31 protein-coding genes are annotated in these 26,161 nt (G+C 34.2%); 26 read left to right on the plus strand and 5 right to left on the minus strand.

Annotated elements, in window-relative coordinates; translation table 11 throughout:
• Positions 1–240 precede the first annotated feature (240 nt).
• Entirely contained in the window at positions 241–522 is a 282-nt protein-coding gene (locus ABE048_RS14955) for a hypothetical protein (RefSeq protein WP_430312064.1), read from the minus strand.
• Positions 523–733: 211 nt separating this feature from the next.
• Between ABE048_RS14955 and ABE048_RS14960 the strand changes: the two genes are divergently transcribed.
• From ABE048_RS14960 to ABE048_RS15000, 9 genes are all read left to right on the plus strand, one after another.
• Positions 734–964: a SpoIIIAC/SpoIIIAD family protein gene (locus ABE048_RS14960; RefSeq protein ID WP_430312131.1), complete on the plus strand. Its 231-nt coding sequence runs from the start codon at positions 734–736 to the stop codon at positions 962–964.
• A 54-nt stretch (positions 965–1,018) separates the two neighbouring features.
• Positions 1,019–1,339: a hypothetical protein gene (locus ABE048_RS14965; protein ID WP_430312065.1), complete on the plus strand. Its 321-nt coding sequence runs from the start codon at positions 1,019–1,021 to the stop codon at positions 1,337–1,339.
• Positions 1,340–1,348: 9 nt separating this feature from the next.
• Entirely contained in the window at positions 1,349–2,266 is a 918-nt protein-coding gene (locus ABE048_RS14970) for a stage III sporulation protein AE (protein WP_430312066.1), read from the plus strand.
• Complete coding sequence (locus ABE048_RS14975) at positions 2,266–2,412, plus strand: hypothetical protein (RefSeq protein ID WP_430312067.1); 147 nt, start codon at positions 2,266–2,268, stop codon at positions 2,410–2,412. Before ABE048_RS14970 ends, ABE048_RS14975 begins: the two co-directional genes overlap by 1 nt.
• Before the next feature lie 264 nt (positions 2,413–2,676).
• Positions 2,677–2,928 (plus strand): hypothetical protein, encoded by a 252-nt coding sequence (locus ABE048_RS14980; protein WP_430312068.1) that lies wholly within the window; start codon positions 2,677–2,679, stop codon positions 2,926–2,928.
• Positions 2,925–3,473, plus strand: coding sequence for a SpoIIIAH-like family protein (locus ABE048_RS14985; protein WP_430312069.1), 549 nt, complete (start codon positions 2,925–2,927; stop codon positions 3,471–3,473). The genes ABE048_RS14980 and ABE048_RS14985 overlap by 4 nt, the downstream gene beginning before the upstream one ends.
• Before the next feature lie 115 nt (positions 3,474–3,588).
• Entirely contained in the window at positions 3,589–4,095 is a 507-nt protein-coding gene (gene accB / locus ABE048_RS14990) for an acetyl-CoA carboxylase biotin carboxyl carrier protein (protein WP_430312070.1), read from the plus strand.
• Positions 4,096–4,109: 14 nt separating this feature from the next.
• Positions 4,110–5,465, plus strand: a complete 1,356-nt coding sequence (gene accC / locus ABE048_RS14995) for an acetyl-CoA carboxylase biotin carboxylase subunit (RefSeq protein ID WP_430312071.1) — start codon at positions 4,110–4,112, stop codon at positions 5,463–5,465.
• 21 nt (positions 5,466–5,486) lie between these two features.
• Positions 5,487–5,894, plus strand: a complete 408-nt coding sequence (locus tag ABE048_RS15000; protein ID WP_430312072.1) for an Asp23/Gls24 family envelope stress response protein — start codon at positions 5,487–5,489, stop codon at positions 5,892–5,894.
• A gap of 127 nt (positions 5,895–6,021) precedes the next feature.
• Here the strand turns inward: ABE048_RS15000 and ABE048_RS15005 are convergent, their stop codons facing one another.
• Positions 6,022–6,264 carry a hypothetical protein gene (locus ABE048_RS15005; RefSeq protein ID WP_430312073.1) on the minus strand — a complete coding sequence of 81 codons (243 nt, stop codon included), beginning with the start codon at positions 6,262–6,264 and terminating at the stop codon, positions 6,022–6,024.
• Between the two features lie 168 nt (positions 6,265–6,432).
• On the opposite strand from ABE048_RS15005, the gene nusB reads away from it, so the two are divergent.
• From nusB to ABE048_RS15065, 12 genes are all read left to right on the plus strand, one after another.
• Complete coding sequence (gene nusB, locus ABE048_RS15010) at positions 6,433–6,807, plus strand: transcription antitermination factor NusB (RefSeq protein ID WP_430312074.1); 375 nt, start codon at positions 6,433–6,435, stop codon at positions 6,805–6,807.
• A 38-nt stretch (positions 6,808–6,845) separates the two neighbouring features.
• Positions 6,846–7,697 (plus strand): bifunctional methylenetetrahydrofolate dehydrogenase/methenyltetrahydrofolate cyclohydrolase FolD, encoded by an 852-nt coding sequence (gene folD / locus ABE048_RS15015; RefSeq protein ID WP_430312075.1) that lies wholly within the window; start codon positions 6,846–6,848, stop codon positions 7,695–7,697.
• A 155-nt stretch (positions 7,698–7,852) separates the two neighbouring features.
• Positions 7,853–9,208: an exodeoxyribonuclease VII large subunit gene (gene xseA / locus ABE048_RS15020; RefSeq protein ID WP_430312076.1), complete on the plus strand. Its 1,356-nt coding sequence runs from the start codon at positions 7,853–7,855 to the stop codon at positions 9,206–9,208.
• Between the two features lie 3 nt (positions 9,209–9,211).
• Positions 9,212–9,448 (plus strand): exodeoxyribonuclease VII small subunit, encoded by a 237-nt coding sequence (locus ABE048_RS15025; RefSeq protein ID WP_430312077.1) that lies wholly within the window; start codon positions 9,212–9,214, stop codon positions 9,446–9,448.
• A gap of 4 nt (positions 9,449–9,452) precedes the next feature.
• Positions 9,453–10,337, plus strand: a complete 885-nt coding sequence (locus tag ABE048_RS15030) for a polyprenyl synthetase family protein (RefSeq protein WP_430312078.1) — start codon at positions 9,453–9,455, stop codon at positions 10,335–10,337.
• 93 nt (positions 10,338–10,430) lie between these two features.
• Positions 10,431–12,338 (plus strand): 1-deoxy-D-xylulose-5-phosphate synthase, encoded by a 1,908-nt coding sequence (gene dxs / locus ABE048_RS15035; protein ID WP_430312079.1) that lies wholly within the window; start codon positions 10,431–10,433, stop codon positions 12,336–12,338.
• Positions 12,338–13,159 carry a TlyA family RNA methyltransferase gene (locus tag ABE048_RS15040; protein ID WP_430312080.1) on the plus strand — a complete coding sequence of 274 codons (822 nt, stop codon included), beginning with the start codon at positions 12,338–12,340 and terminating at the stop codon, positions 13,157–13,159. Before dxs ends, ABE048_RS15040 begins: the two co-directional genes overlap by 1 nt.
• Before the next feature lie 101 nt (positions 13,160–13,260).
• Positions 13,261–13,710, plus strand: coding sequence for a transcriptional regulator AhrC/ArgR (ahrC, locus tag ABE048_RS15045; RefSeq protein ID WP_430312081.1), 450 nt, complete (start codon positions 13,261–13,263; stop codon positions 13,708–13,710).
• 24 nt (positions 13,711–13,734) lie between these two features.
• Positions 13,735–15,435, plus strand: coding sequence for a DNA repair protein RecN (recN, locus tag ABE048_RS15050; protein ID WP_430312082.1), 1,701 nt, complete (start codon positions 13,735–13,737; stop codon positions 15,433–15,435).
• Between the two features lie 145 nt (positions 15,436–15,580).
• A complete protein-coding gene (locus ABE048_RS15055; protein WP_430312083.1) occupies positions 15,581–16,540 on the plus strand; it encodes a SpoIVB peptidase S55 domain-containing protein in 960 nt (319 codons plus the stop codon).
• Between the two features lie 283 nt (positions 16,541–16,823).
• The gene (gene spo0A / locus ABE048_RS15060) at positions 16,824–17,615 is read left to right on the plus strand and encodes a sporulation transcription factor Spo0A (protein ID WP_430312084.1); all 792 of its coding nucleotides are present in this window, start codon (positions 16,824–16,826) and stop codon (positions 17,613–17,615) included.
• Positions 17,616–18,176: 561 nt separating this feature from the next.
• Entirely contained in the window at positions 18,177–18,515 is a 339-nt protein-coding gene (locus tag ABE048_RS15065) for a DUF3889 domain-containing protein (RefSeq protein ID WP_430312085.1), read from the plus strand.
• A 207-nt stretch (positions 18,516–18,722) separates the two neighbouring features.
• Here ABE048_RS15065 and ABE048_RS15070 read toward each other — a convergent pair whose 3' ends face one another.
• Positions 18,723–19,139, minus strand: coding sequence for a helix-turn-helix domain-containing protein (locus ABE048_RS15070; protein ID WP_430312086.1), 417 nt, complete (start codon positions 19,137–19,139; stop codon positions 18,723–18,725).
• A gap of 385 nt (positions 19,140–19,524) precedes the next feature.
• Positions 19,525–19,875: a hypothetical protein gene (locus ABE048_RS15075; protein ID WP_430312087.1), complete on the minus strand. Its 351-nt coding sequence runs from the start codon at positions 19,873–19,875 to the stop codon at positions 19,525–19,527.
• Between the two features lie 249 nt (positions 19,876–20,124).
• Between ABE048_RS15075 and ABE048_RS15080 the strand changes: the two genes are divergently transcribed.
• Complete coding sequence (locus ABE048_RS15080) at positions 20,125–21,144, plus strand: serine hydrolase domain-containing protein (RefSeq protein ID WP_430312088.1); 1,020 nt, start codon at positions 20,125–20,127, stop codon at positions 21,142–21,144.
• A gap of 238 nt (positions 21,145–21,382) precedes the next feature.
• Here ABE048_RS15080 and ABE048_RS15085 read toward each other — a convergent pair whose 3' ends face one another.
• Complete coding sequence (locus ABE048_RS15085) at positions 21,383–21,751, minus strand: VOC family protein (protein ID WP_430312089.1); 369 nt, start codon at positions 21,749–21,751, stop codon at positions 21,383–21,385.
• A gap of 218 nt (positions 21,752–21,969) precedes the next feature.
• On the opposite strand from ABE048_RS15085, the gene ABE048_RS15090 reads away from it, so the two are divergent.
• From ABE048_RS15090 to ABE048_RS15105, 4 genes are all read left to right on the plus strand, one after another.
• Positions 21,970–22,446 carry a GyrI-like domain-containing protein gene (locus tag ABE048_RS15090; RefSeq protein ID WP_430312090.1) on the plus strand — a complete coding sequence of 159 codons (477 nt, stop codon included), beginning with the start codon at positions 21,970–21,972 and terminating at the stop codon, positions 22,444–22,446.
• Positions 22,447–23,010: 564 nt separating this feature from the next.
• Positions 23,011–23,532: an NADH-quinone oxidoreductase subunit J gene (locus ABE048_RS15095; RefSeq protein WP_430312091.1), complete on the plus strand. Its 522-nt coding sequence runs from the start codon at positions 23,011–23,013 to the stop codon at positions 23,530–23,532.
• A 325-nt stretch (positions 23,533–23,857) separates the two neighbouring features.
• Positions 23,858–25,429, plus strand: a complete 1,572-nt coding sequence (locus tag ABE048_RS15100) for a DUF342 domain-containing protein (protein WP_430312092.1) — start codon at positions 23,858–23,860, stop codon at positions 25,427–25,429.
• Positions 25,422–26,147 (plus strand): glycerophosphodiester phosphodiesterase, encoded by a 726-nt coding sequence (locus ABE048_RS15105; protein WP_430312093.1) that lies wholly within the window; start codon positions 25,422–25,424, stop codon positions 26,145–26,147. The genes ABE048_RS15100 and ABE048_RS15105 overlap by 8 nt, the downstream gene beginning before the upstream one ends.
• Positions 26,148–26,161: the final 14 nt, after the last annotated feature.

A 26,161-nucleotide genomic window follows, 5' to 3' on the forward strand; every position in this document is an offset into this window, starting at 1 on the left:
GTGACGAGGAGATTGAAGCCAAGCCCGTGGAAAGCGCCGTCTGTAGCGGAACATGCAAATCTGAATATTGAAAAGTTAATGTGTTAAATATTTGTATTTAACAAAAAATGGATATGCAAAATTGGTTCATTTCATTAGTATTTCTTTTAAACCTTTGGCATCTTCTTTATTTAAAGTTCCCATTTTTGGTTCATTATGATCAATAAAGGTTGCAGAATTATCTTCATTAAACCAAATATATTATTCCTTCGATATTTTCTTATTATCAAAATCAATAGTTAAAGTTATAATGATATCTTCTTTTCTAGACATACTCGGCATTGCATTTTCCCATGAAATCTTTTCAAAATAACGTTTTAATGATTCCAATGTTTCCGTATTATTAATAACCACAACTTCTTTATCACTTTCATCTTTTTGAATATCAACCCTGGTAATTTCCCCTTGTAGTTCATGATTCTCTACTGTGCATCCTATTAATTGAGAAAAAAATAGTATGCAAATAAACAGTTTCAATTTCAATTTTCTCACTCCTTTCATTTTTTCTCATTAATTGGCGATCAGAAGCAATATATTCAATAGACTTTTTTATATTTAAACGTCTAAAAGGGGTAATCCTTCATGTTGTTGTCTCTATTGTATTCTAAGAAATAGCCCAAAAAACAAAATACAAAGAAGTCTTTTAAACAATTAGACACTTCTCTTTTTGCATATTTTTTTGTGCCATACATAAATTGAAGAGAAAGGAGGGACGACTTCGGAACTTCAAGATTTGCTTCGTATTGCTGGGATTGGACTTGTCTTAGGATTATTGCATATTTTCTTTGAACAAACAGGAAGAAAAGAGTTCTCCTTTTTCCTGAACTTCATTGCATATCTCTATATAACCATTGAATTGCTGCGATTTATGCGTCTCTTCTTTGATGAGATTATTACATTTTTCCAATGGCTGATGACGTCATAGATGATGTTCCTATTCTTTATATTGTTATCGCTTCTGCTTTTGGTAGGGATACAAATGACGTCTCCAGCGTTACATCGATTATTCACAATTGTGTTTTTTTTCATATTAAGTAGTTATTTAATGATGCGAGTAGTACTACCGTTTTGGCAAAGATTGAGGACGTTCTATTTATTTGATTTGCCTTATTTGCCATTAATATTAGGGAGTTCATTGCTCTACTTATGTTCCATTATTGTTTCAGATTTACTTGAAGAGAATGATTACGGGAGCATTGCTTTTATTAGTCATCTTGCAATCAAAATTTGGATTGTCACTCTTTGGTTGGACAAGTTAGGCGAACTGTTAAAGCAATGGGATAAGCTATTAGTACCATAGGAGGTTGTGATGATCGAACAACTGACTACTTTCTTTTTAGAACCATTCAAAGAACAAATTCTTGCACTACGTTCTTTTTTTCTATATGGATTTTTATTTCTTTGTATCAATTGGCTGATTCCTACGATGAAAGAGTGGACAAGGTTTTTCTTTTTAATTGTCGTAATCATGGTCACCATTCGTCCAGTATTTGATGCATTTGATCAAATGAAAAGTATTACAGATCAATTAATGCATATCTATGTTGTTCTGTCACCGTTATTAACTTCATCATTACTTCTTGGTTCGGGACTATTTTCTGTATTAGCGATTAGTCCCGTTTTTTTATTGTTTTTACAAACCATTTTAGTAGTTGTATCAAAATTTCTTATTCCTATGTTAATAGCTACTTTTGTATTTGATTTTATTACCAGAATGTTGCCTGAGATTTCCTTTGCCAAAATGGCTGATTTTTTGCGTATGTCGGTACTGAGTATTGTTTCAGCATCAGTTGTTATTTATGCGATGTTACTTGCAGCAAATGGGGTAATTATAGGGACTATTTCTGGCGATATATCTGAGCCCGTTAAGAGATTAATACAACAGAATATCCCGATTATTGGCTCGCTAGTTACTGAATCTCTTATGACTTTCAAAAAATATTCTTCAACTGCATTGGTCACTACGAGCACGGGCTTATTGATTAGTGTTTGGAGCGTTACGATCTTACCTACATTAAATATTTTAATATTAGGTTTAAGTTATCGTTTTCTAGCGGCAGTATTAGAACCTTTTACGGATAGTAAAGTGAATGGATTAATTGAAGATATTAGTAAAACTCTCTTTATACTCTGTGCAGTTTCATTTTTAATAGCATTCGCTTATTTCTTTACCATCATGATGGTGGTATTAATGATACAAATGCAGATAGGAAAAGGAGGGGCTTAGTGACAAGCTTTTTATTTGGCTTGTTAGCTTATAGTATTATCGGGAAAATATTACTTTTGATTATTCCAAAAGATTATGAAGAAGAATCTACTCAGCTATTAAAAATGTTTCTAGCACTTTATTGTATTAACTATTTCTTTTTATAGCTTGTTTTGCATATTGAATACAATCGGTTCATAAGATGAACTAGTTGTTAATGTATTGAAGGAGGAGATGTTCTTGGAAAAGCACTACACTTTAAAAAAACGCAGTATCTTATCGCAGGAATCATCATTGTACTACTTTTAGTCAGTGGTTATTGGAGCCTATCAAAAGGACCAAAAGATGATGCAAAAATTTCCACTAACAATACAGAACAGTATCAGGAACTAACATCTATTCTGAGTTCAATTGAAGGCGTAGGAAAAGTGATGATCTATTTCTATTACGATCAGACAACTCCAGAAACGAAGTCTAATGAATCATCACTTAGCCAATATTTTAGCTGGCAACAAAGCGCTGAGAGCAAACAACAAAAAGTGACGGGAGTTTTAGTCGTGGCAGAAGGAGCTGATTCAATAACCGTAAAAAATGATCTCGTTACAGTATTATCAAGTGTGCTAGAAATACCAACCCATCGTATTGTAGTACGACCAATGGAAAAAAAGGAGGATTCACATTGAAAGTAAAAAAGAAAGCAGTATGGTTTTTAACATTACTAAGTTTAGCTGCGGTTATTTCAGTATATTATTTATCTAATCCTGTCACACCATTTAATGGACTAGCAATTTTTAGTGACAATGCACTAAAAGATACGAAAATTAGTGATATTGCTAGTAAAACAGGTAAAACAACACCAGTAACTACAGAAAGTCATCTATTTGAAGAAATGCGTATGGAACTACAAAATCAACGTAGTCAATTAAAAGATACATTAACTAAAAAAATTGCCTCTTCACAATATACTGCAGAAGAAAAAAATGAAGCATTCAACCAAATTGATGCCATTACAAAAAATGAATCAAACGAAGCAATGTTAGAAATGTTAATCAAAACTTTAGGATATCCAGATGCATTTGTACGAGCTGAGGACGAACGAATTCGTGTTACAGTACAGGCGAATGAATTATCAAAAGCAAAGGTAAATGAGATCGTTTATATGGTGAAAAAAGAGCTAGATAACTCTGGACAAATTGTTGTTGATTTTCAATCTGAAACAATTAACTGAATTTTGAGCGAATTTTCTTGAATAATGTTTATTTATAAATAAGTGTTTAAAAAATATATTAAACGAGATAAAATAGAAAATGTATTATACTACACACAAGTAAGGGGAGTAATGTATGTTAAAAATTCAAGAAATTCGCGAAATTATTAAGCTAGTAGATTCATCTTCAATAGATGAATTCGTTTATGAAGTAGATGACACTAAAGTTAAACTTAAAAAGAATGGTGCTACTACAATTGTAACTGATGCACCAGCGCAAGTTGTTAAAGCGGTTACAACACCAGTAGCACCTATTATTGAAGCACCTAAAGCACCAGCAGCACCTGTTGCAGAGAAACCAGCTGCTCCAGCACCAAAAGTAGAAGTTGCAAATGATGCATCTGTACACAAAATTGTTTCTCCTATGGTTGGTACTTTCTATCAAGCACCAAATCCTGAATCTCCAGCATTCGTTCAAGTAGGAGACAAAGTGGGCGAAGAATCAATCGTTTGTATCGTTGAAGCGATGAAATTATTCAATGAAATTGAAGCAGAAGTAAAAGGTGAAATTGTAGAAGTTTTAGTTAAAGACGGCGAATTAGTGGAATACGGTCAACCTTTATTCCTAGTGAAAGAAAACTAAGGGAGGCCGCTTAAATGAAAAAAGTATTAATTGCTAACCGTGGAGAAATCGCGGTACGCATTATTCGTGCATGTAAAGAATTGGATATTCAATCTGTTGCTGTATATTCAGAAGCAGATCGTGAAGCACTTCATGTTCAACTTGCAGACGAAGCATATTGTATCGGTTCTAAATTTTCTAGTGATAGTTATTTGAAAATTGATCGAATACTTACAGTTGCTGAAAAAACAGGTTGTGATGGTATTCACCCTGGATACGGCTTCCTTGCAGAGAACGCTAGCTTTGCAGAGGCTTGTGAAGATGCTGGCATTACTTTTATCGGACCAACTTCTGACGCGATTAAAATTATGGGTATTAAAGATATCGCAAAAGACACAATGATCGAAGCGGGCGTTCCAACAGTTCCAGGTTCTAAAGGCCTTGTAGCAGATGAGCATGAAGCTGTTGAAGTAGCAAAAGGAATCGGATACCCAGTTATTATTAAAGCTACTGCAGGGGGTGGCGGTAAAGGGATCCGTGTTGCTCGTGATGAAGCAGATTTAATCAAAGGCGTTCAAATTACTCAAAAAGAAGCAGCAGCGGCTTTTGGTAACCCAGGCGTATACTTAGAAAAATTCATAGAAGATTTCCGTCACTGTGAAATTCAAGTGTTAGCAGATAGCTATGGTCATACAATTCATTTGGGAGAACGTGACTGTACAGTACAACGTCGTATGCAAAAACTAGTAGAAGAAGCTCCATCTCCTGCACTATCTGAAGAACGACGTACAGAAATGGGTGATGCAGCTGTTAAAGCAGCTATCGCATGTGGCTATCGTGGTGCAGGTACTGTTGAGTTTATCTACGATTATAAAGAAGATAAATTCTACTTCATGGAAATGAATACTCGTATCCAAGTAGAACACCCAGTAACTGAAGAAATCACTGGTATTGACCTAGTTCGCGAACAGTTGAAAATTGCATCTGGTGAGAAATTGATGTATAAACAAGAAGATGTGAAAGTGAATGGTTGGGCGATTGAATGTCGTATCAATGCAGAAAATCCATCTAAAAACTTTATGCCTTCACCAGGGAAAGTTGAGAGCTATCTAGCACCTGGTGGTATTGGTGTGCGTATTGATTCAGCAATGTACCCAGGCTATGCAATTCCTCCATATTATGATTCAATGGTAGCGAAATTAATTGTACATGCCGATACTCGCGAAGAAGCAATCGCTAAAATGAAACGTGCTTTAGGTGAATTTATTGTTGAAGGACCAGGAATCCATACAACAATTCCTTTCCACGAAAAATTAATGGATCATGAGGTATTTAAATCAGGGAAATTCAATACAAAATTCCTTGAAGAAAATGACGTTATGAATTCATAATATGAGAAAGGGGCGAACACTATGGCTGATAAAGTCGTACAATCTCTACCTCAAAACACACCTTCTGGTAAGGCTGAATTAGGTAAGATTGAGGTTGCACCTGAAGTCATTGAAGTTATTGCAGGAATTGCTACAACAGAAGTAGAAGGTGTCTCTAAAACAAGAGGTAACTTTGCTACCGGTGTTGTAGAAAAATTCGGAAAAAAAGTTCATGGTAAAGGGATAAAAACAGAGTGGACCGAAGAAGGCTTAATCGTGGATGTCTATTGTTTCGTACAATATGGGGTATCTGTAGCGAAAGTAGCAAAACAAGTTCAAACTCAGATCCGAGAAGCAATTGCTAATATGACATCTCACATAACAAAAGAAGTGAATGTACATATTACAGGAATTCAATTTGACCAGTCGAACGACGCAAAAACTGAATAATGGATTAAGAAAGATGTCTTAAAAGTGAGAAAGTAACTTTTAAGGCATCTTTTCATTTTTATTGGAGGAAAAAATGTTTTAGACCGAATATCCGCGATAATAGGGCAAAGTTCCGCGGTTTTTCAAATTATACCCGTGGATAAAATAATTTAAGTCCTGCTTGTGAGGAATCACAGCAACGCTTCACGCGGCGAAGCTCAGATTTATGAAATTGACTCTTGCAAGTAGAATTTTCTACGACGATGCTAGTAAAGCGAAGCAGGGCCAAAGTTGATTCCACCTCAGAAAAAAGCGGATTTTTACGATGAAAATTAGTATTAAAATCGTTATTCGTTTCCAGCTTTTGGACAACTCTTTTCTGATTTTTCAAAACATATTACAATCCATGCGGTTCAGGATATTTTGTGATAGAATAAGAATACTTGTAATCAAATGAAACACTTCACATAATGGGCCTTTTGTGATGATTTTTGCTATTTTTCAACATTTAGCATTTCGCCAAGTCCCGATGTAGTAGTATAAAGGAGAACAAATTAAAATGAAGCGACGAGAAGCGCGTGAAAAAGCGTTACAAACACTTTTTCAACTAGAAAATACAGAGTTAACAATTCAAGAAGCAATGGAACATGTGATGGAAGAACAAACGGATGCGTTTTACGAAAAATTAGTATCTGGTACTGTTCAACATCAAACAGAAATTGATGCTGCATTGGCAGAGAAATTAGAAAATTGGTCATTCGATCGCCTTGCTAAAATTGAACGTACAATTTTACGCTTAGCGGCATATGAATTGATGTATACACCAGAAACACCAAAAAGTGTTGTATTAAATGAAGCTATTGAGCTAAGTAAAACATTTGGTGACGAAAAATCAAGTAAATTCGTTAACGGTGTATTATCAAAATTTGCATAATAAATCATAAAAAAGCTGAATTTGGGAGTGTTAACAAGATGTCAGGCAAACTAATTAACGGTAAAGAAATTGGCAATACAATTCGACAATCCATTCAACAAGAAGTGAATGCTTTAAAAGAACAAGGTATTACACCAGGTCTAGCAGTTATTTTAGTAGGTGACGACCCCGCTTCACATACTTATGTTTCCAACAAACAAAAATCATGTGAGCAAATGGGTATTTATTCAGAGCTTATTAAGTTATCTGCAGAAGTCACAGAAGAAACATTGTTACAACATATTGAGCAATTAAATACTAATCCATCAATTGATGGGATTTTAGTTCAATTACCACTTCCAAAACATATCGATGAACAAAAAGTAATCGCAGCGATCTCTCCAGACAAAGATGTCGATGGCTTCCATCCAATAAGTGTGGGGAAAATGTTATTAAAACAACCAACATTCTTACCTTGTACTCCATATGGGGTGATGAAACTTTTAGAATATGCAGATGTTGAGATTTCAGGTAAACACGCTGTTGTTGTTGGTCGAAGCCATATTGTTGGTGTTCCAATGGGGCAACTACTACTACAAAAAGATGCAACTGTTACATATTGCCATTCAAAAACACCTGATTTAAAATCTATTACAACTCGAGCTGATATTTTAGTTGTAGCAACAGGTCGAGCAAAAATGATTGGTGCAGATCATGTAAAAGAAGGAGCTGTTGTAATCGACGTTGGTATGGACCGAGATGAAAACGGCAAACTTTGTGGAGATGTAGATTTCGATGCAGTTTTCGACAAAGTATCAGCAATTACACCTGTTCCAGGCGGCGTTGGTCCAATGACAATTACAATGCTATTATTTAATACATTGCAATCTGCTAAAAAAAAGCTATCATAAGACAAATGAACGCAAAACAGGTAAAATAGTAACGTCAAGGCTGTTTTTCTAGCGAAAGACAGCCTTATTTACATTAAATGCTAATGGCGATGCCAAAGCACCTAATAACCGCTACAAAGCAATCGCTAAAAGGCGTATATAAGGAGTTTGAGGTTTTGACAAGCACACCTTATTTAACAGTCCAAGCTTTGACAAAATATATTAAAAAGAAATTTGATGTCGATCCCCATTTACGTAATGTATATGTAAAAGGAGAACTTTCGAATGTAAAACACCACACAGGATCAGGTCATATCTATTTCACGTTGAAAGACGAGAAAACACAGATTAAAGCCGTTATGTTCGCATCACATGCTAAACAGTTGAAATTCAATCCTGAAAGTGGATTGAAAGTACTTATTAAAGGTGATGTCAATGTGTATGAAGGTGGCGGACAATATCAACTGTATGCACAGGCAATGGAACCAGATGGACTTGGTAGTTTATATTTGGCATATGAACAATTAAAAGAAAAGCTTCAAAAAGAAGGACTTTTTTCTGATTTATATAAAAAGCCAATTCCAACATTCCCACAAAAAATTGCTGTTGTAACAGCCACAACAGGTGCTGCAATTCGTGATATTTGTACAACAATCAAACAACATTATAAATTAACGGATATTATCATATTCCCTGCACTTGTTCAAGGTGAACATGCAGCCAAAAGCATTGTAAAGGCAATAGAACAGGCTAATAATACACCTGAAATCGATACATTGATTGTTGCACGTGGTGGAGGGTCAATTGAAGATTTATGGGCATTCAATGAAGAAATTGTTGCTAGAGCGATATTTGAAAGCAAGCTCCCTGTCATTAGTGGAGTTGGTCATGAAACAGATACAACCATTTCTGATTTAGTTGCAGACGTACGTGCTGCAACGCCAACAGCCGCTGCAAAAAGAGCTGTACCAAGTAGTGAAGAGCTAGCAAAATATTTACTCGCAAGAAAGGCTCAATTATTTCAATTAACGCAAGCTCGAATCAAACATGAAAAAGCAAAATTAGAGCGCTTACAAAAATCCTATCCACTAGCATATCCTGATCGAATATATCGACCATTTATTGAACGTATATCGAGAATAGACGAACGACTTCATCAGAGTATATTGGATTATGTAAAAAATCAAAAGTTTCTTGTTGCTCAGATAGATCATCGTTTGCAACTCCGCTCTCCGCTGCAACAACTTCGTTATGAGAAAACGAGAGTAGAAAACGACGAGAAATTATTGAAAAAAGCAGTGATTCAACAACTCAATCAAAGAAAAGAAGAATTTCGTTCAGTCATAAGAACACTAGAAGCGTTAAATCCATTATCTATTATGACTCGAGGTTATAGTCTTACTTACCATAATGGTAAAGTAATAAAGTCTATCCAAGATATCAAAGAACAGGATGAAGTAGAGTTCCACCTTCATGATGGTAAAGCTGTAGCAACCATTACATCGATTACAATGGAAGGAAAAGGGGAGTAATAGATGACAAATAAAAAGCAATCTTTTGCTACATCTATCAATGATCTTGAGGAAATTGTACAACAACTTGAACAAGGTGATGTACCATTAGAAGATGCAATTGAACTGTACAAAAAAGGGATGAAGCTATCTCAGTTTTGTCATGAACAATTAACAAAAGCTGAAGCACAACTAGTTTCCGTTATGGATGAAAACGGAAATGAACAACCGTTTGAACCAATAGGAGAAGAGGGAAAATAAGTAAATGACGCAACAATTAAAAGCATTTATGAAAGAGAACATTCCTGTCGTCGAAAAGCGTATGAATGATCTTGTAAAAGAAATTACAGCACCAGAAATACTAAAAGAATCAATGCTTTACTCATTAAACGCAGGTGGTAAGAGAGTTCGTCCGCTATTTGTATTAGCTGTTATGGATCATTTCAATGTTAAAGATGATGCAGCGTACACTGTAGGTGCTGTCATTGAAATGATTCATACCTATTCATTAATCCACGATGATTTACCAAGTATGGATAATGATGATTATCGTCGGGGGAAATTGACGAACCATAAAGTATATGGTGATGCATTTGCAACATTAGCAGGTGATGCACTTAATACAATCGCATTTGGTATTTTAGCTCGTATGGAACAAGTAGATGCTAAAAAACGTTTAGAACTTATAGATAAACTAAGTGTTGCAGCAGGTGCTGAAGGCATGGTAGGAGGGCAAATCCTAGATATCGAAGGTGAAACAAAGCAATTGACACTTGAAGAACTTGAAAAAGTCCATGTCAATAAAACAGGAGCAATTTTACGCTTTAGTATTGAATCAGGAGCGATCTTAGCAGGCGTATCAGATGAAGAAAAGGCAATTTTAGTTGAATATGCACATCATATTGGACTATGCTTCCAAATACAAGATGACATCCTTGATATAGTAGGTACATCAGAACAACTAGGTAAAACAGCAGGGAAGGATGTTGCAAGTGATAAAAGCACATACCCTGCATTACTAACATTAGATGGTGCAAAAGAAAAACTTCATGCACATTATCATTTAGCTATTGAAGCATTAGAAAAATTACCATCTGAAAGTAATTTATTGAAAGATTTTGCTGAATATATTGTTCATCGTAACAAATAACAGCCCGTTTAATTTTGTGCAATTGATTATCACTGCTATAATGGTAAAAAAACATTGTGCGATGAATCTATAATGTAAAGGTGTGTGATGGCGATGGATTTAAACAACATATCTAGTCCATCCTTTTTGAAAGAATTAAATACAAAACAACTTCGAGACTTGAGCAATGACGTTCGAAGATTTTTGATCGAAAAATGCTCAAAAACTGGTGGTCATATAGGACCGAATCTAGGGGTTGTAGAGCTAACGATAGCACTTCATCGTGCTTTTAATAGTCCTAAGGATAAACTATTATTCGATGTAGGACACCAAGCTTACGTCCATAAAATTTTAACTGGTCGCGCGAAAGAATTCGATACACTTCGTCAATATAAAGGTTTATGTGGTTTTCCTAAACGCAATGAGAGTGAACATGATGTCTGGGAAACAGGGCATAGTTCTACATCGCTCTCTGCAGCTATGGGTATGGCAGCTGCTCGAGATGTAAAAGGTGAACACAATCATATTGTGCCAATTATCGGTGATGGCGCTTTAACAGGTGGTATGGCCTTAGAAGCGCTAAATCATATTGGTCATGAAAAAACGAATATGATTGTTATTTTAAATGACAACGAAATGTCTATCGCACCTAACGTCGGTGCTATGCATAATATTTTAGGTCGCCTTCGCACAGCGAACCAGTATAACAGAGCAAAAGACGATTTAGAAGGTCTATTGAAGAAGATCCCAGCAGTAGGTGGCAAATTGGCTTCTACAGCTGAACGAGTAAAAGACAGCTTAAAATATTTACTTGTTTCAGGTGTATTCTTTGAGGAATTAGGTTTCACATATCTTGGACCAATTGATGGGCATAATTTTGAAACACTAGAAGAAACGTTACAAAATGCAAAAAAAATACAAGGTCCAGTCATTATTCATGTTGTTACGAAAAAAGGGAAGGGTTATTTGCCTGCTGAAAATGATACAATCGGAAATTGGCATGGCACTGGTCCTTATAAAATTGAAACTGGCGATTTTGTGAAATCTAGTACAACTGCACCAGGATGGTCTAAATTGATTGCCGATACTGTAACACGAGTTGCAAGAGAAGATGACCGAGTTGTTACGATTACACCTGCAATGCCAGTTGGATCCAAATTAGAAGGATTTGCAAAAGAATTCCCTAACCGTTTCTTTGATGTAGGTATTGCAGAACAGCATGCAACAACGATGGCGGCAGGTATGGCAGCTGAAGGAACGAAACCATTCTTAGCGATTTACTCAACATTCCTACAACGTGCGTATGATCAAATGTTACATGATATTTGTCGTCAAAATCTAAATGTCTTCATCGGGATTGATCGTGCAGGGCTAGTTGGTGCTGATGGAGAAACTCACCAAGGTGTATTTGATATTGCATTTTTACGACATATGCCGAATATTGTCATCATGATGCCGAAAGATGAGAATGAAGGGCAACATATGGTGAAAACAGCATTAGATTATAATGATGGCCCAATTGCACTTCGTTATCCACGTGGAAATGGTTTAGGTGTACCAATGGATAAGGAATTACATGCTCTTCCAATTGGCTCATGGGAAGTTTTACGAGAAGGAACTGATGCTTCTATCCTTACATTCGGTACAACGATTCCATTAGCAGAAAACGCAGCAAATATACTTGCAGCTAAAGGGATTAAAGTGGAAATTATCAATGCTCGTTTCATTAAACCAATGGATGAGAATATGCTTCACAGTTTAATGCAAAGCGGTAAACCAATATTGACAATAGAAGAAGCTATGCTTGAAGGCGGATTCGGTAGTGCCGTATTAGAATTTGCGAATGATAACCAGTACTCTACAGATATGATTGAACGCATGGGTATTCCAGATGAATTTGTAGAACATGGTAGTGTTGATTTATTACTGCGAGATCTAAAAATTACTGAAGAAGACGCAGTGAAACGCATCGAAGAACTAACAGCCAAAAATTCTAATAAGCAAGCAGGTTTAAAAGCATAATGACAACAAAAATTCCAAAAGAACGCGTGGATGTATTACTCGTTCAGCGTGGCTTATGTGAAACAAGAGAAAAAGCTAAGCGCACGATTATGGCGGGACTTGTATTCTCGAAGGAAGTTCGCATCGATAAAGCAGGAGAAAAAATCCCTGTCGATAGCGAATTGTCCATAAAAGGACAACAATTACCATATGTTAGTCGTGGCGGTTTAAAACTAGAAAAAGCATTAAAACTTTTTGATGTTGATGTAAAAGATAAACTGATGCTAGATATTGGATCTTCAACTGGAGGTTTTACAGATTGTGCATTACAAAATGGTGCAAAACATTGTTATGCACTAGATGTTGGTTCAAATCAGTTAGCGTGGAAAATACGTTCTGATGAGCGAGTAACTGTGATGGAAAAAACCAACTTTCGATATGTAACTCCTCCTGATCTAGTTGAAGGTTTACCTGATTTTGCAACGATCGACGTGTCATTCATTTCGTTAGAATTGATTTTACCGGTTTTGAAAACTTTACTTTTACCTGGTGGAGATGTGGTTGCACTTGTGAAACCACAATTTGAAGCAGGAAAAGAAAAAGTAGGGAAAAAAGGGGTAGTTCGCGAGGCGAAAACTCACTTAGAAGTATTAGAAAAAATTGCAACATTTTCTGAATCCATCGGTTTTGTTGTAAAAGATGCTTCCTACTCTCCAATTACAGGCGGGGAAGGAAATATCGAATTTCTATATCATCTATATAATCCAAAACCTGGAGAAGAAATTGAATCTTACACTGATTTTGATTCTATTGTGAAAGAAGCACATCAACAATTGAAATAACGCGGTCCTCGCTTTGTCGGACCGTGTTTTTTCTTGTTAAAATAAAGAAAAAATGTTACGTTATAAATGAATGAGCATAATTATGCATAGAGGTGAAAGTAATGAATAAGAGCCAAAGACATATTCGAATACGTGATATGATTGCTAATAATGAAATAGAAACACAAGATGACTTAGTAGATATGTTAAAAGAGGCAGGTTATCAAGTTACGCAAGCAACAATTTCGCGTGATATTAAAGAATTGCATCTTATTAAAGTGCCATTACAAGATGGACGATATAAATATAGCTTACCAGCAGATCAACGCTTCAATCCAGTCCAAAAACTACATCGAGCATTAGCTGATGCTTTTGTATCTATAGATGGTACAAGCCACATGCTTGTTATGAAAACATTACCAGGTAATGCACATGCTATAGGATCATTACTTGATCATCTAGATTGGGATGAAATTCTCGGTACAATTTGTGGTGATGATACCATTCTCATTATTTGTCGTGAAGAATTAGTACGAGATACAGTCAAAAATCGTTTAATTGAAATGCTATAAGTAGGTATATGAGGTGAAATAGTCTTGTTAAAAGAGCTATCAATCAAAAATTTCGCAATTATTGAAGAGTTAACTGTAGATTTTCAAGAAGGTCTGACGGTATTAACAGGGGAAACCGGTGCAGGTAAATCCATTATTATTGATGCAGTTCAATTGTTAGCGGGTGGACGTAGCTCCCAAGAATTTATTAGACATGGTGCAAAGAAGGCCGAGTTAGAAGGTCTATTTACACTGACTTCAAGTAGTCATCTTGCGTATGAAAAATGTGCTGATGCAGGGATAGAAGTCGAAGAAGGAATGATTATCTTACGCAGGGATTTAAACGATAATGGTAAAAGTGTATGCCGCGTAAATGGAAAGCTTGTTCCTTTGTCACTATTACGTGAAATTGGGGCGACGTTAATTGATATTCATGGACAACATGAAAGCCAAGAATTAATGGATGACAAGCATCATATCTCTTTGTTGGATCAATTTGCAGGAGGAGAAATAGAACCTGTAAAAGAGCGATACTTAAAGCAATTTGAAGAGTATAAGTCGTTAAAAAAAGAGCTTGCTGCTATCTCCGTAAATGAACAACAAGTTGCTCAAAAAATCGACCTTTATCAATTCCAGATAAAAGAAATCGATGCTTGTAAGTTTCAACCAAATGAAGAAGAGGATTTGACGGAAGAACGTCGTCGATTAATGAATTTCAACAAAATATTTGAATGCTCTAATTCAGCACATGATGCAATCTTAGGTGAGTCTAAAGGACTTGATTGGATTGGTAGAGCAATGGCTGATTTAGAGGATGTTGCGACAGTAGATGAAAGCTTTAAAGAGTATTCAGATGCCGTATCGAATGCCTTTTATAACTTACAAGAAGCAGCTTTTGGTGTGAAGAATATTTTAGATGATTTAGAGTTCGATCCAGAAAGATTAAATGAAGTAGAGCACCGATTAGCATTGATCCAATCGATGAAGCGCAAATATGGACCTACTTTACAAGAAATTTTAGAGTATCGTGCAAAAATTGGAGAAGAATTGGAATCCTTATTAAATAGGGATGAAAATATTCAAAAAAATGAACAACAATTAATTGAACTACAAAAGAAACTTCAAGTTACAGCAAGTGAACTAACGACAATTCGAAAAAAAGTTGGTAATAGACTATCTGATGCTATTATGCAACAATTACGCGAATTATATATGGAAAAAGCGGAATTTAGCGTTCATTTTGAATCTTTACCAGAAGAACAGTTTGATCATAACGGGATGGATAGAGTCGTATTTTATATTGCGACAAATGTTGGTGAACCACCGAAAGCACTTACAAAAATTGCATCTGGAGGAGAACTTTCACGTGTAATGCTTGCATTGAAAACAATCTTCTCTACAACAAATGGCATTACCTCAATTATTTTTGATGAAGTGGATACAGGCGTTAGCGGGAGAGTTGCCCAAGCAATTGCAGAAAAAATTGCAGCAGTTTCAATACACTCTCAAGTTTTATGTATATCTCATTTGCCACAAGTTGCTGCTATGGCAGACCATCATTATCATATTCAAAAGCAAGAAGATACAAATCGAACATTTACATCTTTAACTGAAATTTTTGGCAATGAACGTATCGATGAAATCAGTCGTATCATGTCAGGAGCAGAAGTTACGGAGTTGACATTCCAACATGCAAAAGAACTGATTGAAATTGCTGACGAACGAAAAAAATTAATGCTTAGTTAAAATTGAAAATAATAGAAATTATAACTGTTTAAAACATCTTACAAAATTCTGTAAGATGTTTTTTTATACGTTTGAGTTTTAGACAAATATTTACCTTTCATAACAATTCAAATTGAAGCCATGATAAATGAAAAGGAGGTGACATATGCGAAATGCGAAGCGCTCTTTTCTGAGCCTAATTATTTTACTTGTCGTTTTTGGATCCTGGACAACAATTGCAAGTGCTGCAAAAAAGGTAATTCCAATGGGTGATTCAATTGGTGTGGAATTACAACTAGCTGACATTACTGTTTCAAATGATGTGTTATTACAAAATGGAAGCTGGTTAAAAAGAGGAGATATTGTTGAAAAAATCAATAATACGTCCGTAAAAAAGCTTGAAAACATTCATGAAATAGTTAAAACATCAACTAAAGACTCCTTAGCTTTAACCATTAATCGAGATGGAAATGATAAAAATTTAGACGTAAAAAAAGAAGAAATGACATCTGTTATGAATTTTCTTCGGGATGAAACAGATGGTATAGGGACACTTACCTTCTTAGACCCTGATACCAAGCAATATGGTGCACTAGGGCATCAAATTATTGATCAAATTTTACAAAAACCACCTCAATTCAATCAAGGAGCTATATTTTATGCGAGAATTGAGCATATTAAGAAAAGTATTCCTGGAGAACCAGGATACAAAATTTCTGCAGTTGAAAATCAGCAAGGTCAAATCGGAAGTATAGTATCAAATAGCGTATATGGCATTTTTGGAAAATGGCAAAAGCCTGTACAACCAGTATTACCAGAAGCAATTGAAATCATGCAACCTTCCGAGATTAAAAAAGGACCTGCAAAAATGTTAACAACCATCTCAGGAAAAAAAGTGGAGTCATTTGATGTGACAATAACGAAAGTGAATGATAAAAGTTTCCAAATTGAAATAACAGACCCAGTACTAAGAGAAAAAACAGGCGGCATTTTGCAAGGAATGAGTGGTAGTCCTATTATACAAAACGGGCACTTCGCAGGGGCAGTAACTCATATGTTTATTGAAAGTCCAGAAAAAGGAGCAGCACTCCCTATTACTGAAATGCTCCAAAATCAACCTGCTTAATATCAAAATCCACCCAAATCGGGTGGATTTTTCTTATTAAAAACAAAAGCATATTTTTTATTAAAGTTATTTGATACAATTAATAGAAGAAATCAACGCGTAAAAAATATACATAAATTTGTCGAAAATAAGAAAATATCTATTCCAACATACTCATTTTTTGAAAAATTGAAGGGCTAACAGTGAAGTTGTCGAATAAACCATTTTGTATCAAAAGCGTGTCTACATTCAGAAGTATACGTAATCTTTGATCTTATTTTGAAAGCACTAAGGAGGAACATTAATGGAGAAAGTAAAAGTTGCAATAGTGGATGATAATAGTGAACTTGTCAAAATGATGGAGGAATATCTTTCAAATCATTCTGAAATTGAAGTGATTTGCACAGCAACAAATGGCAAACAATGTTTGAAAATGTTAGAAGAACAAATTCCAGATGTCTTATTATTAGATATTATTATGCCACATCTTGATGGACTTGCAGTTCTTGAAACAATGCATGAAAATCCACAATATCACAACATTCAAGTAATTATGTTAACGGCTTTCGGCCAAGAAGATGTGATGAAGCAAGCAGTCGAATTAGGTGCATCTTATTTCATGCTTAAACCATTTGAATTTGATCGCTTAGCGACGAAAATTTTACAATGTGCTGGTAAAAGGGTCGAAAAACAAAAACGTGTTAGTATTTTACAAGGTTCTAAACCTCAAAAATTAGATCAACGCCAACTTGATGCCACAATTACAGCTATTATTAAAGAAATCGGCGTTCCTGCTCACATTAAAGGATACGCATACCTTCGTGAGGCGATTCAAATGGTCTATCTGGACGTAGAACTGCTTGGGTCAATTACTAAGGTGTTATATCCAGACATTGCGAAAAAATTCGATACAACGCCTTCACGTGTTGAACGTGCGATTCGTCATGCAATCGAAGTCGCATGGAATCGTGGAAACTATGAATCTATTTCCAAAATGTTTGGCTACACAGTACACCATCTTAAATCAAAACCAACAAATTCTGAATTCATCGCAATGATTGCTGATAAGATTCGAATTGAAATGGTAGCGGTTTAATCCCTTTATTACGCGGTTTTTTACGAATGCTTCACGGACTTATTCCCGATAAACTTATTATATATATCGATAAACTAGCGCTAGTTCAAAGCGCCTGCTTTTACGATTTATTCGATCGTAGGAGGAGGCGCTTTTTTGTTGTGAAAATAACCGAATTTGAACAAGACATTAATCGATATATGCTCAATCGTTCATCTGAAGGCTTATCGGCAAAGACGTTAAAATCGTAAGTACAAGCGCTAAGTCAAAGGCAAACTATTAAAGGACGAGCATTAGAATGCCGGAGAGTATCTTGAAAATAAATAAAAAGCCGTGGAATTAATCCACGACTCATGTAAGTTTATGATGTAGCAAATCAACTTAAATTTATTCATGTTGTATTGTGGCGATGACGAAATAAAAAAGTTAAATTTCTTATTTTGCATATTTTCCCCAACTTATTTTATTAGTTAAGGTAGTTTGTTCAGTTCAAATGGATATTATTTTTAATAAGTGAAGAAGAGGCTTAGTATAACTTAAATCAACACGTAAACACTAAAATAAAGGGGAGGATGAAAGAACATGAAAACAATTTTATCAATTCAATTTGCTCTTCATGTATTGTTTTTCGGTGATTTTTCAACAATAACTTTGAACGATTTGAAAAATATGGAACAAACAATGTCCCCTTATTATAAATGGGGACAAACTGCTATTCAAAAGACAAAAGAAAAGTATCCTCAGGCTACAATTATTGATTATTTTCATATTGGAAGAGTTTCAATAAAAGATTACTCTATAGAAAAGTTCAAGCTTTGGTTAAAGGACAACAACAAAGAATTTGGAGTATATGTTGATGTTAAATTAGACAATAAAACCGAACAAATAATCGACATTAAGTTCAAAGAAACAACTAAGTAACCAAAGCGAAATAAAAAAGCCAACTGATCTACAGTTGACTGTTTTTCTTTTTATTTACTCCAGTTGTTTAAATCACTTTTGCTGTATTTTTTAACTAGTGATAAGAATTTAAGAGTAATAGTTTTAGATTTTGTGGAATTTCTACACCTTTTTTTGCTACTTTAATTTTCAAGCCTACTTTTTTAACGGCAGTTCTTCTCGCTTGATTTAATCTAATCCTCTAGATTTTAATAAATTTTCTCTATACATCTCTTTGACTGTATTAGGCATTTCTTTGGTTGCTATCCATTGTGTCGATTCATATTCATATTCCTCATACTGAGTAGGTTCTAATCTAATCTCATATAATTGAGAGAAATTAGTTAATTTAAGAGCAGACATTATAGAAAGTAATTGAGCTTTATTCCATGAGATACCTTTACCATTAGCTATCTCTGAAATAGTACCCACCCTCATTCCTGTCAAGGATGCTAAATCTTTTTGAGTGATACCCCTCTCTTTTAATAAATCTTCTAATTTAATAATTACATAAGCATTCTCTAATTGACTTGCTGTATTAATTACCGTATCGTTCATTGAACTGTGGGAATGCTCTAATATTTGTTTAACTTTAATCTTTTTCACTAAAATTGCTCCTTCTAAACGCTATAGAAATTATATATGTATAATTTCTTATGTTACAGTATACTGTTATATAAAACAATAGTTCACCTAGTACAAATGTATACCTATAATATGTGGAAATGTATACGTTAGTAAGATTAATAGGGAAAAATACCCTTTCATACAAAAATACAAGTAAAGGCTAGGTGAATTTATTTTGTTATTCCCAAAAGCAAAGACTAAAAAAGGGGAGGATTAAAAAACATGAAAACAATTTTATTCAATTTAATATGCTCTTCATGCATTGTTTTTTGGTCTACAGCGAAATAAAAAAGCCAACTGATCTACAGTTGACTGTTAGGCATTTTATTAAACTAAAACGTCCGTTAGAAAAATAGGGGGAAATTCAATGATTTTTCAAGGCGTTATATAATTGTGCTGATTTGGATGGAACAAATACAATCGGATATTTTTCTCCTAATTGTTTCTTCACCTCTTGGAATAATCGTAACCCTTTCTTATTGTGATCTTCTTCTAATAATAATCCATTTCCTTTTAATGAATCTGTTTCTAAATCAATCCATTTACCATATTCTGATCCCCATTCCCATAGTTCTTCTTGTAGTTTATCTGATAATGGGAAATCATCTATATCAAGATTTACACCACAATCTTTACACCAAATTGGGTCAGCCACAAAATCAGCTTCGAATTTATATGAAGTATGTTTACAGTTTTCTTTTAGATTCCAAATCATTAGTTAATCTCCATTTCAAATTTATTACTGTGCAATTGCTTATGTACCTAATCACAATTATAACTCAACACCTAAAATTTATTCCGACTTAAACTTCAGTTTGCCCAATAAAGTATTATAATTCAGAGTGATTTTTTGGGGTTATACATGAAAGTAAATGAGGCAGGTTAGTTTGATAAAAGACAAGGAGTTATCGTTTATTATGTTGAATATATAGTGTACATAATTTAAGGGGAAAGTTGTGAAAAGATGTTAATTAATAAAAAGATAAGCGCACAGTTTAATTCGGTTATATCAAATGTCAGGAAGACCTCTGAATTAGTAGACTGTTCTGGTGCATCTGTTTTTATTATTTATAACGATAATATTGTTACCGAGGAATATTGGGGCAAACATTCTAAAGACCCTAATTCGAGATGTATTCAAGCAGATACCCAATTTCATGTTGCATCAGTTAGAAAAAGTTACATAGGATTTGCTGTTGCTTATGCGGTTAATAAAGGGTACATAGGCTCAATTGATGATTCAATAATAAACTATATTTCACCAAGGGCTTTGCAGATATTAAATGGGACTACAATAAAACACTTACTTACACATACTCATGGCTTAAAGATGGTTAATGGGGAGATTTTTCGAGAATTTCCTCCCGGTGAGAGTTGGGCTTATCGAGGTATTGGAATTGATTTATTGACGCAAATCATTAAAAACACAACTGGTAAAACGGTGGCTGAAATAGTTGCTGAAAACGTATTTAAACCTCTTAATTTTAGTGAGACTGGATGGTACGGAGAAATAAATGAAAAACTAGTTGATGTAGTTAGGAAACCTAATGACCCAAGTTGGACTACAAGTAAAAGTACAGACGGTGATAAAATGAATATGTATGTATCTTCAAGAGAGTTAGCTGAATGGGGATACTTTCATCTGAAACAAGGATTTGTAAATGGAAAACAAATTGTAGAAAAAGAAATTATTGATATTGCTACATCACTTCAAAGCCCAAGTACAATAGATGCTAATTTTCCGCAAAACGGGTTTTTATGGTTTGTAAAAGACTTGCCTGCAAGAAAATCAGAAATTGGTGAACTTGTACCTAAAGGCTCTTTTCAAATTTTAGGCTATACAGGAGTAACTCTCTTGGTTATACCTCAGCAAAATCTTGTGGCAGTCCGTGCGTTTAATAGTTTTGGTTCTCCTAATGGATTTGATTATTTAGCCGATGTTAAAAAGTTTGGAGATACTATAATAGAGTGCTTATTGTACTAACGGAGTGTTATTTTAATAAAAAGGATAAAAGTCAGCTGATCAGTTGGCTTTTTATATATTCTCTGTGGTGTAGAGCTGGCTTTGCGCTACATGGATGGCTAACGGTAAAGGGGAGTGCAAATAGAATTTCATTTTGTAAAGTTTGATTTTAAACGCTAATGATATTATGAAAGAAATGGTATCCCATCTAAAAGATTGTTGCTTTCCCATGAAAAAGACTTCGCTTAGAAGTCCTTTTTTATAATGTTAAATTTTTAATCAATTCAATTCTATTACCAAATGGGTCTCTAAATTCAAAACGGTCAAAGTTAGGAATTGGGACAGCATCTAATATCTTTATATTCTCTTGTGATAATCTTGTTTTCCAATACGAGATATCTTCGACTTCGTAAGCGATGTGTGCTTTAGTCTTCATTCTGTCAAAACCATCTTCTGTTCCTATATGAACGTCTCTATCTCCAACTTTTAACCAAAAACCTCCACGACCTTTAAGAGATTCAGGTTTTTCAATTTCTTGTAAGCCTAATACACCACAATAAAATTTCTTACCTTCTTCTTCAGTTCCCTTTGGAATAGTTATCTGAACGTGATGCAATCCTCTAATCATATGACCACCCCTTAAATTCCGTAATTTTACAAAAAAATTCTCTCTTCTAAGAATAACATACATTTTTAATAAGTTAATTTTATTCTTTTTATAAAATTACATAAGAATTACTTATCAAATATCAGTTATGAATAAGGGTTTATTTAAATAAATAAATTATATAATTTCTTCTTAACTAACGAGGCAAGAGGAATTCAATTAGTAGGAAGAGAATATAAGTGGTTATTAAAGTATTTGGGGGGAAGATGGTGGAATGCAAAAAAGTTAAGGAAATCTTTAGAGTTACAGGCATAAAAGGCAAAGGAGCTTTTGCTAGCTTTGGTACTGAGGTTCCAAAACTTGCCCAGCAATTTTTAGCACGTTTAGACGAAATTGATAATCATTTGGATACAGAAATAGCTCTTTTCGAACCTAAAAGGGATGACATCCATTTGGAAGGTCACTTTTATGTAGGAGTAATTGTTAAAGAGACTAAGAAAGAAGTTCCAGTTGGAATGGATTATATCGAAACCGCATTAGACTATGTCACGACTAGGGGGAAAATAAGTGATCTCAATAAACTGCACAACAATTTATTGAAATGGGCGAATGAACAGGGTTATAAAAGAAATCTAGATTCCCATATTGTTGAGACTTATCATCCTATGGTAAATAGTGAGGAAGAGGTTGAGATTTATTTACCAATCTATATTTAAAATCCATTGCTTAAAACCAGGCTACGATTTATATTGTTTTTCTAACGGTTATAACAATAAAGTCGCGAACTGAAATATTCGACCAAAAATTTAATGATTATGAGCACGATTCAATTTTTATTGGAACGTGCTTTTTTATTCGTTTAAGAAGATGGATAATAGTCAGATATTGATAAGTTGACTTTTCGAAGTCGGAACAAATAGTTCAATAATAAAACTATCGATTTTTCAACTAAGCAGCAAGATCGGTTAAGGATGGGTAATTAATTTATTCGTGGTACTATATTTACAAAAAATATAAATTTTGTTAAAAATAATACAGTGTGTAATACAACAAATGATTATAAAAAGAAGATTGTTGTTGAAATATAGAAAAAAATCTGGTGCAATAACGCTGATATGGCGAAAGTTAATGCATTCTGAGCTCCTGATACAATTGCAACTTGGTCTTGTTTAATATTAATTCCCAAAGTAAGTCCAGACACATGGTGTGACAATTCATTAGAAATGAAAGCTGATTTGAGAAATGAATAGCTTAAAATTTTTGATAAATAGGAGGTAACTATGAAGAAAAACTACTCAATCTTGTCATTACTATTTACTTTTTTAGGTGTTGCAATTATTTATCTTGGTATCAAGTCACCACAATCTTTAATTATAGTGTTTTTAGGAATCGTTCTATTAATAACTGCATTAATAATAAGTACAATAGCAGTTTTTAAACGTGAACGTATTAGTCTCATTTTCTTAGCACTTTTTATTTTATTTCTTTTAATATTACCATTGACAAAACCGTCTAATGATTCTTTTAATGAATGGTTATCTGACAAACATCAACTCGATTGCCAAGAAAAAGAATGTGTGTCTAATTCAGAGAGTTTAAAAATGCCTGACGGAAAAACAGAGAAAGTTGTTAATAAAGAAGTTGAAAGAGTGGTAAATAGAGAGTCAGAGGATTATTTTTTCTTCAATAAGAAGAGTATAAAATTAGAAGATGAAGATGAAAAAGGAAGCTTTTTTCTCATTGAAGGGATTGGAATCCTTGGTGGGTTTACAACATTTACATATAAACCTGTATTTGAATGATGATGCACTGAAAAAGTGATCACATATTTTGGGACGTTTAAATCTAATAAATCCTTTGCATTTACTATATTGCCATAGTGAAATCGCTTGAAACCATTATTGTGTTCAACAAATTTTTTGATAAGATCAGTAATATATTTTACAAAACCTAACTTATTATATAGACTTATATGTAAAAATATGCCGATAATGGAATTTGTAAATAGAAATAATTGGTTTTTGAACGGTTTAAATTAACGAAATCTTTACATAATAAAAAGCTTAAAAATTTTATAAATATTACGATAATATAATACAAAGAAAAAAATTGGGAGGATTGGGGATTTTGCTGATTTTTGAGAACGATTACATATTATTAACTGAGGATCAATCAATTGTGTATATAGAGGTGAAAAAAAAGGGGCTTTCACTTAAAGACTTCGAAACAATTTTACAAAAAATTAAAAGAGTAAAATTATCTAGCTTTGCAGCTTTAAGAAATGCTTTAAATTTAGGAACAGATGAACGTGTAGAAATTGGAACTTGGTTACCACCGGTTGAAATTGTTATTTCAAGAGATAGAATGCAGGCGACAATGTACATTAATGATGACCCTGTAAGTGTATTTCAGGATGAAGAAAAAATGAACAAGCAAATAAAAGAAGTTGCTGAAAATGCGGGGATTCGATCTGGAATCAATACGATATCAATGGATACAGTTTTGTCAGGAAAGCCAATAATAATTGCAGCAGGAAAAACACCTATAAAAGGGCATGATGCGAAATTTACTTATATAAAAATTCCAGAAAGAAAACCTCAAATTTTAGAAGATGGTCGTGCAGATTATTTTGATATGAACTTTATATATGAAATTGAAAAGGATGCTTGGATTGGCGAAAAAGTCCCTGCGCAACTTGGGGTACATGGAACAAATGTACTAGGTGAAGACATACCAGCAGGAAACGGTGATGATATTCCACTAAATTTTGATCCTACTTCTATTTACGTGCAAGAAGAAGATGGGAAGACTGTGCTTAGAGCGATGGATGGTGGGGTATTAGATTTTACGAATGGAACATTTTCGATAAAGAATCATTTAATCATTCAAAATGATGTAGGTATCGAAACAGGTAATCTAAAATTTGATGGATCCATTACGATAAGAGGAACTATTTTGGCTGGATATTCAGTTGTAGCTACAGGAGATATCCAGGTAGAAGGTGCTGAAGGTGTTACTGGTCCCAAACTAATTGAATCAACAAATGGAGATGTCTATATTCGTGGAGGTATTTTTGGCAATGGAGAAACAGTAGTCCGAGCTTACGGAAACATCTTTGTCAAACATGCAAATGACAGCACTTTACATGCGAAAAAGGATGTAGTAATTGGTTCATATTCAATGGGATCAGAAATTAAAGCACAAAATGTATATGTCAACGAACAACATGGCAAAATAATAGGCGGTCAGGTAGAAGCAACTAATTCGATTAATTCAGCTATGTCTGGAAATCGTTTAGAAAGAAAGACTGAACTTATGATTATGCTGCCAGATCGACAAGAAAGTGCAAAATTACTCAAAGAAAAAAGGGGAAAAGTGATTAAACTTGAATTAGAAATTGCTGATTTAGATGAAAAAGTAGTTTCACTTAGACCTTTACTAGACCATATGAACGAAACACAACGTAAATCATATGATAATACTATAGAAAAAATTACTGAAAAAGAATCAGAATTAAGAAGTATTGAATCTGAGGTGAATGAAATAGGTAATCAACTAAGAACAATAGGTGATGAAATGATCAATATTACAAAAGAAGCGTTTCCTGGAACCTATATTCAGATTGGGAAAAAGTCAATTACCCTGAATCACACTACTTGTGGAAAATTTAAACTGGAGAATGGGGAATTAAATGTCTAGGCCACTTGTTTTTGCCCATCGTGGTGCATCTGCATACGCGATTGAAAATTCTCTTGAAGCTTTTGATCGTGCATTAGATATGCAAGCCGATGGAATCGAACTGGATATCCAAACAACAAAGGATGATGTTCCAGTAGTCATTCATGATATCAATCTCAGGCGTCTTACCGGAAAAAATGGTTTGGTTTCCAGTTTTACTTTAGAAGAAATCAAAAAGTTAAGAGTGGGCAAACTATTTGTGAGAAAATTTAAAGGCCCAAAAATACTCACATTCGATGAATTTTTGGCTTGGCATAAGAATCACCTGGTACCTTTAAATGTAGAGCTAAAGGAATCATTTTTAGAAAATGAAAAAGCTTTAAAAATTGCAGTAGAAAAATGTAGAGATATTGAAGGTTTACATATTTCTTCATTTCATCCTGTTTTACTTGAAAAGGCAAAAAAAATTGCGCCTGAAATTGAAAGTGCAATAATTGCTACAAAATTTCTGAATTGGGATGAATTAGATAAAATTCCGTTTATTGATACAGTTCACGCCAATAAAACTCGCTATTATAAAGAAAGATATTTAGAAGCATGTTTGCGTCAAAAGAAAAAATGTCGCTTCTACAATATTAATGGTAGCGAAAAATATATTGCTACTCCACATAAAGCAGTAATTGGATGGATTACAGACTATCCGCAAATTGTAAGAGATGCACAGCAACACCAATACTAAAAAACGCAAGGATT

This window comes from Rummeliibacillus pycnus (assembly GCF_050459865.1).
Taxonomy (GTDB): Bacteria; Bacillota; Bacilli; order Bacillales_A; family Planococcaceae; genus Rummeliibacillus; species Rummeliibacillus pycnus_B.

What these genes read in the sequence shown, in the direction of transcription:
- ABE048_RS14965 (WP_430312065.1), top strand. Translation starts at nt 1,019, where the DNA reads ATGACGTCTCCAGCGTTACATCGATTATTCACAATTGTGTTTTTTTTC.
- ABE048_RS14970 (WP_430312066.1), top strand. Translation starts at nt 1,349, where the DNA reads ATGATCGAACAACTGACTACTTTCTTTTTAGAACCATTCAAAGAACAA.
- ABE048_RS14980 (WP_430312068.1), top strand. Translation starts at nt 2,677, where the DNA reads ATGATCTATTTCTATTACGATCAGACAACTCCAGAAACGAAGTCTAAT.
- accB (WP_430312070.1), top strand. Translation starts at nt 3,589, where the DNA reads ATGTTAAAAATTCAAGAAATTCGCGAAATTATTAAGCTAGTAGATTCA.
- accC (WP_430312071.1), top strand. Translation starts at nt 4,110, where the DNA reads ATGAAAAAAGTATTAATTGCTAACCGTGGAGAAATCGCGGTACGCATT.
- ABE048_RS15000 (WP_430312072.1), top strand. Translation starts at nt 5,487, where the DNA reads ATGGCTGATAAAGTCGTACAATCTCTACCTCAAAACACACCTTCTGGT.
- nusB (WP_430312074.1), top strand. Translation starts at nt 6,433, where the DNA reads ATGAAGCGACGAGAAGCGCGTGAAAAAGCGTTACAAACACTTTTTCAA.
- folD (WP_430312075.1), top strand. Translation starts at nt 6,846, where the DNA reads ATGTCAGGCAAACTAATTAACGGTAAAGAAATTGGCAATACAATTCGA.
- ABE048_RS15025 (WP_430312077.1), top strand. Translation starts at nt 9,212, where the DNA reads ATGACAAATAAAAAGCAATCTTTTGCTACATCTATCAATGATCTTGAG.
- ABE048_RS15030 (WP_430312078.1), top strand. Translation starts at nt 9,453, where the DNA reads ATGACGCAACAATTAAAAGCATTTATGAAAGAGAACATTCCTGTCGTC.
- dxs (WP_430312079.1), top strand. Translation starts at nt 10,431, where the DNA reads ATGGATTTAAACAACATATCTAGTCCATCCTTTTTGAAAGAATTAAAT.
- ABE048_RS15040 (WP_430312080.1), top strand. Translation starts at nt 12,338, where the DNA reads ATGACAACAAAAATTCCAAAAGAACGCGTGGATGTATTACTCGTTCAG.
- ahrC (WP_430312081.1), top strand. Translation starts at nt 13,261, where the DNA reads ATGAATAAGAGCCAAAGACATATTCGAATACGTGATATGATTGCTAAT.
- ABE048_RS15055 (WP_430312083.1), top strand. Translation starts at nt 15,581, where the DNA reads ATGCGAAATGCGAAGCGCTCTTTTCTGAGCCTAATTATTTTACTTGTC.
- spo0A (WP_430312084.1), top strand. Translation starts at nt 16,824, where the DNA reads ATGGAGAAAGTAAAAGTTGCAATAGTGGATGATAATAGTGAACTTGTC.
- ABE048_RS15065 (WP_430312085.1), top strand. Translation starts at nt 18,177, where the DNA reads ATGAAAACAATTTTATCAATTCAATTTGCTCTTCATGTATTGTTTTTC.
- ABE048_RS15075 (WP_430312087.1), bottom strand. Translation starts at nt 19,875, where the DNA reads ATGATTTGGAATCTAAAAGAAAACTGTAAACATACTTCATATAAATTC.
- ABE048_RS15080 (WP_430312088.1), top strand. Translation starts at nt 20,125, where the DNA reads ATGTTAATTAATAAAAAGATAAGCGCACAGTTTAATTCGGTTATATCA.
- ABE048_RS15085 (WP_430312089.1), bottom strand. Translation starts at nt 21,751, where the DNA reads ATGATTAGAGGATTGCATCACGTTCAGATAACTATTCCAAAGGGAACT.
- ABE048_RS15095 (WP_430312091.1), top strand. Translation starts at nt 23,011, where the DNA reads ATGAAGAAAAACTACTCAATCTTGTCATTACTATTTACTTTTTTAGGT.
- ABE048_RS15105 (WP_430312093.1), top strand. Translation starts at nt 25,422, where the DNA reads ATGTCTAGGCCACTTGTTTTTGCCCATCGTGGTGCATCTGCATACGCG.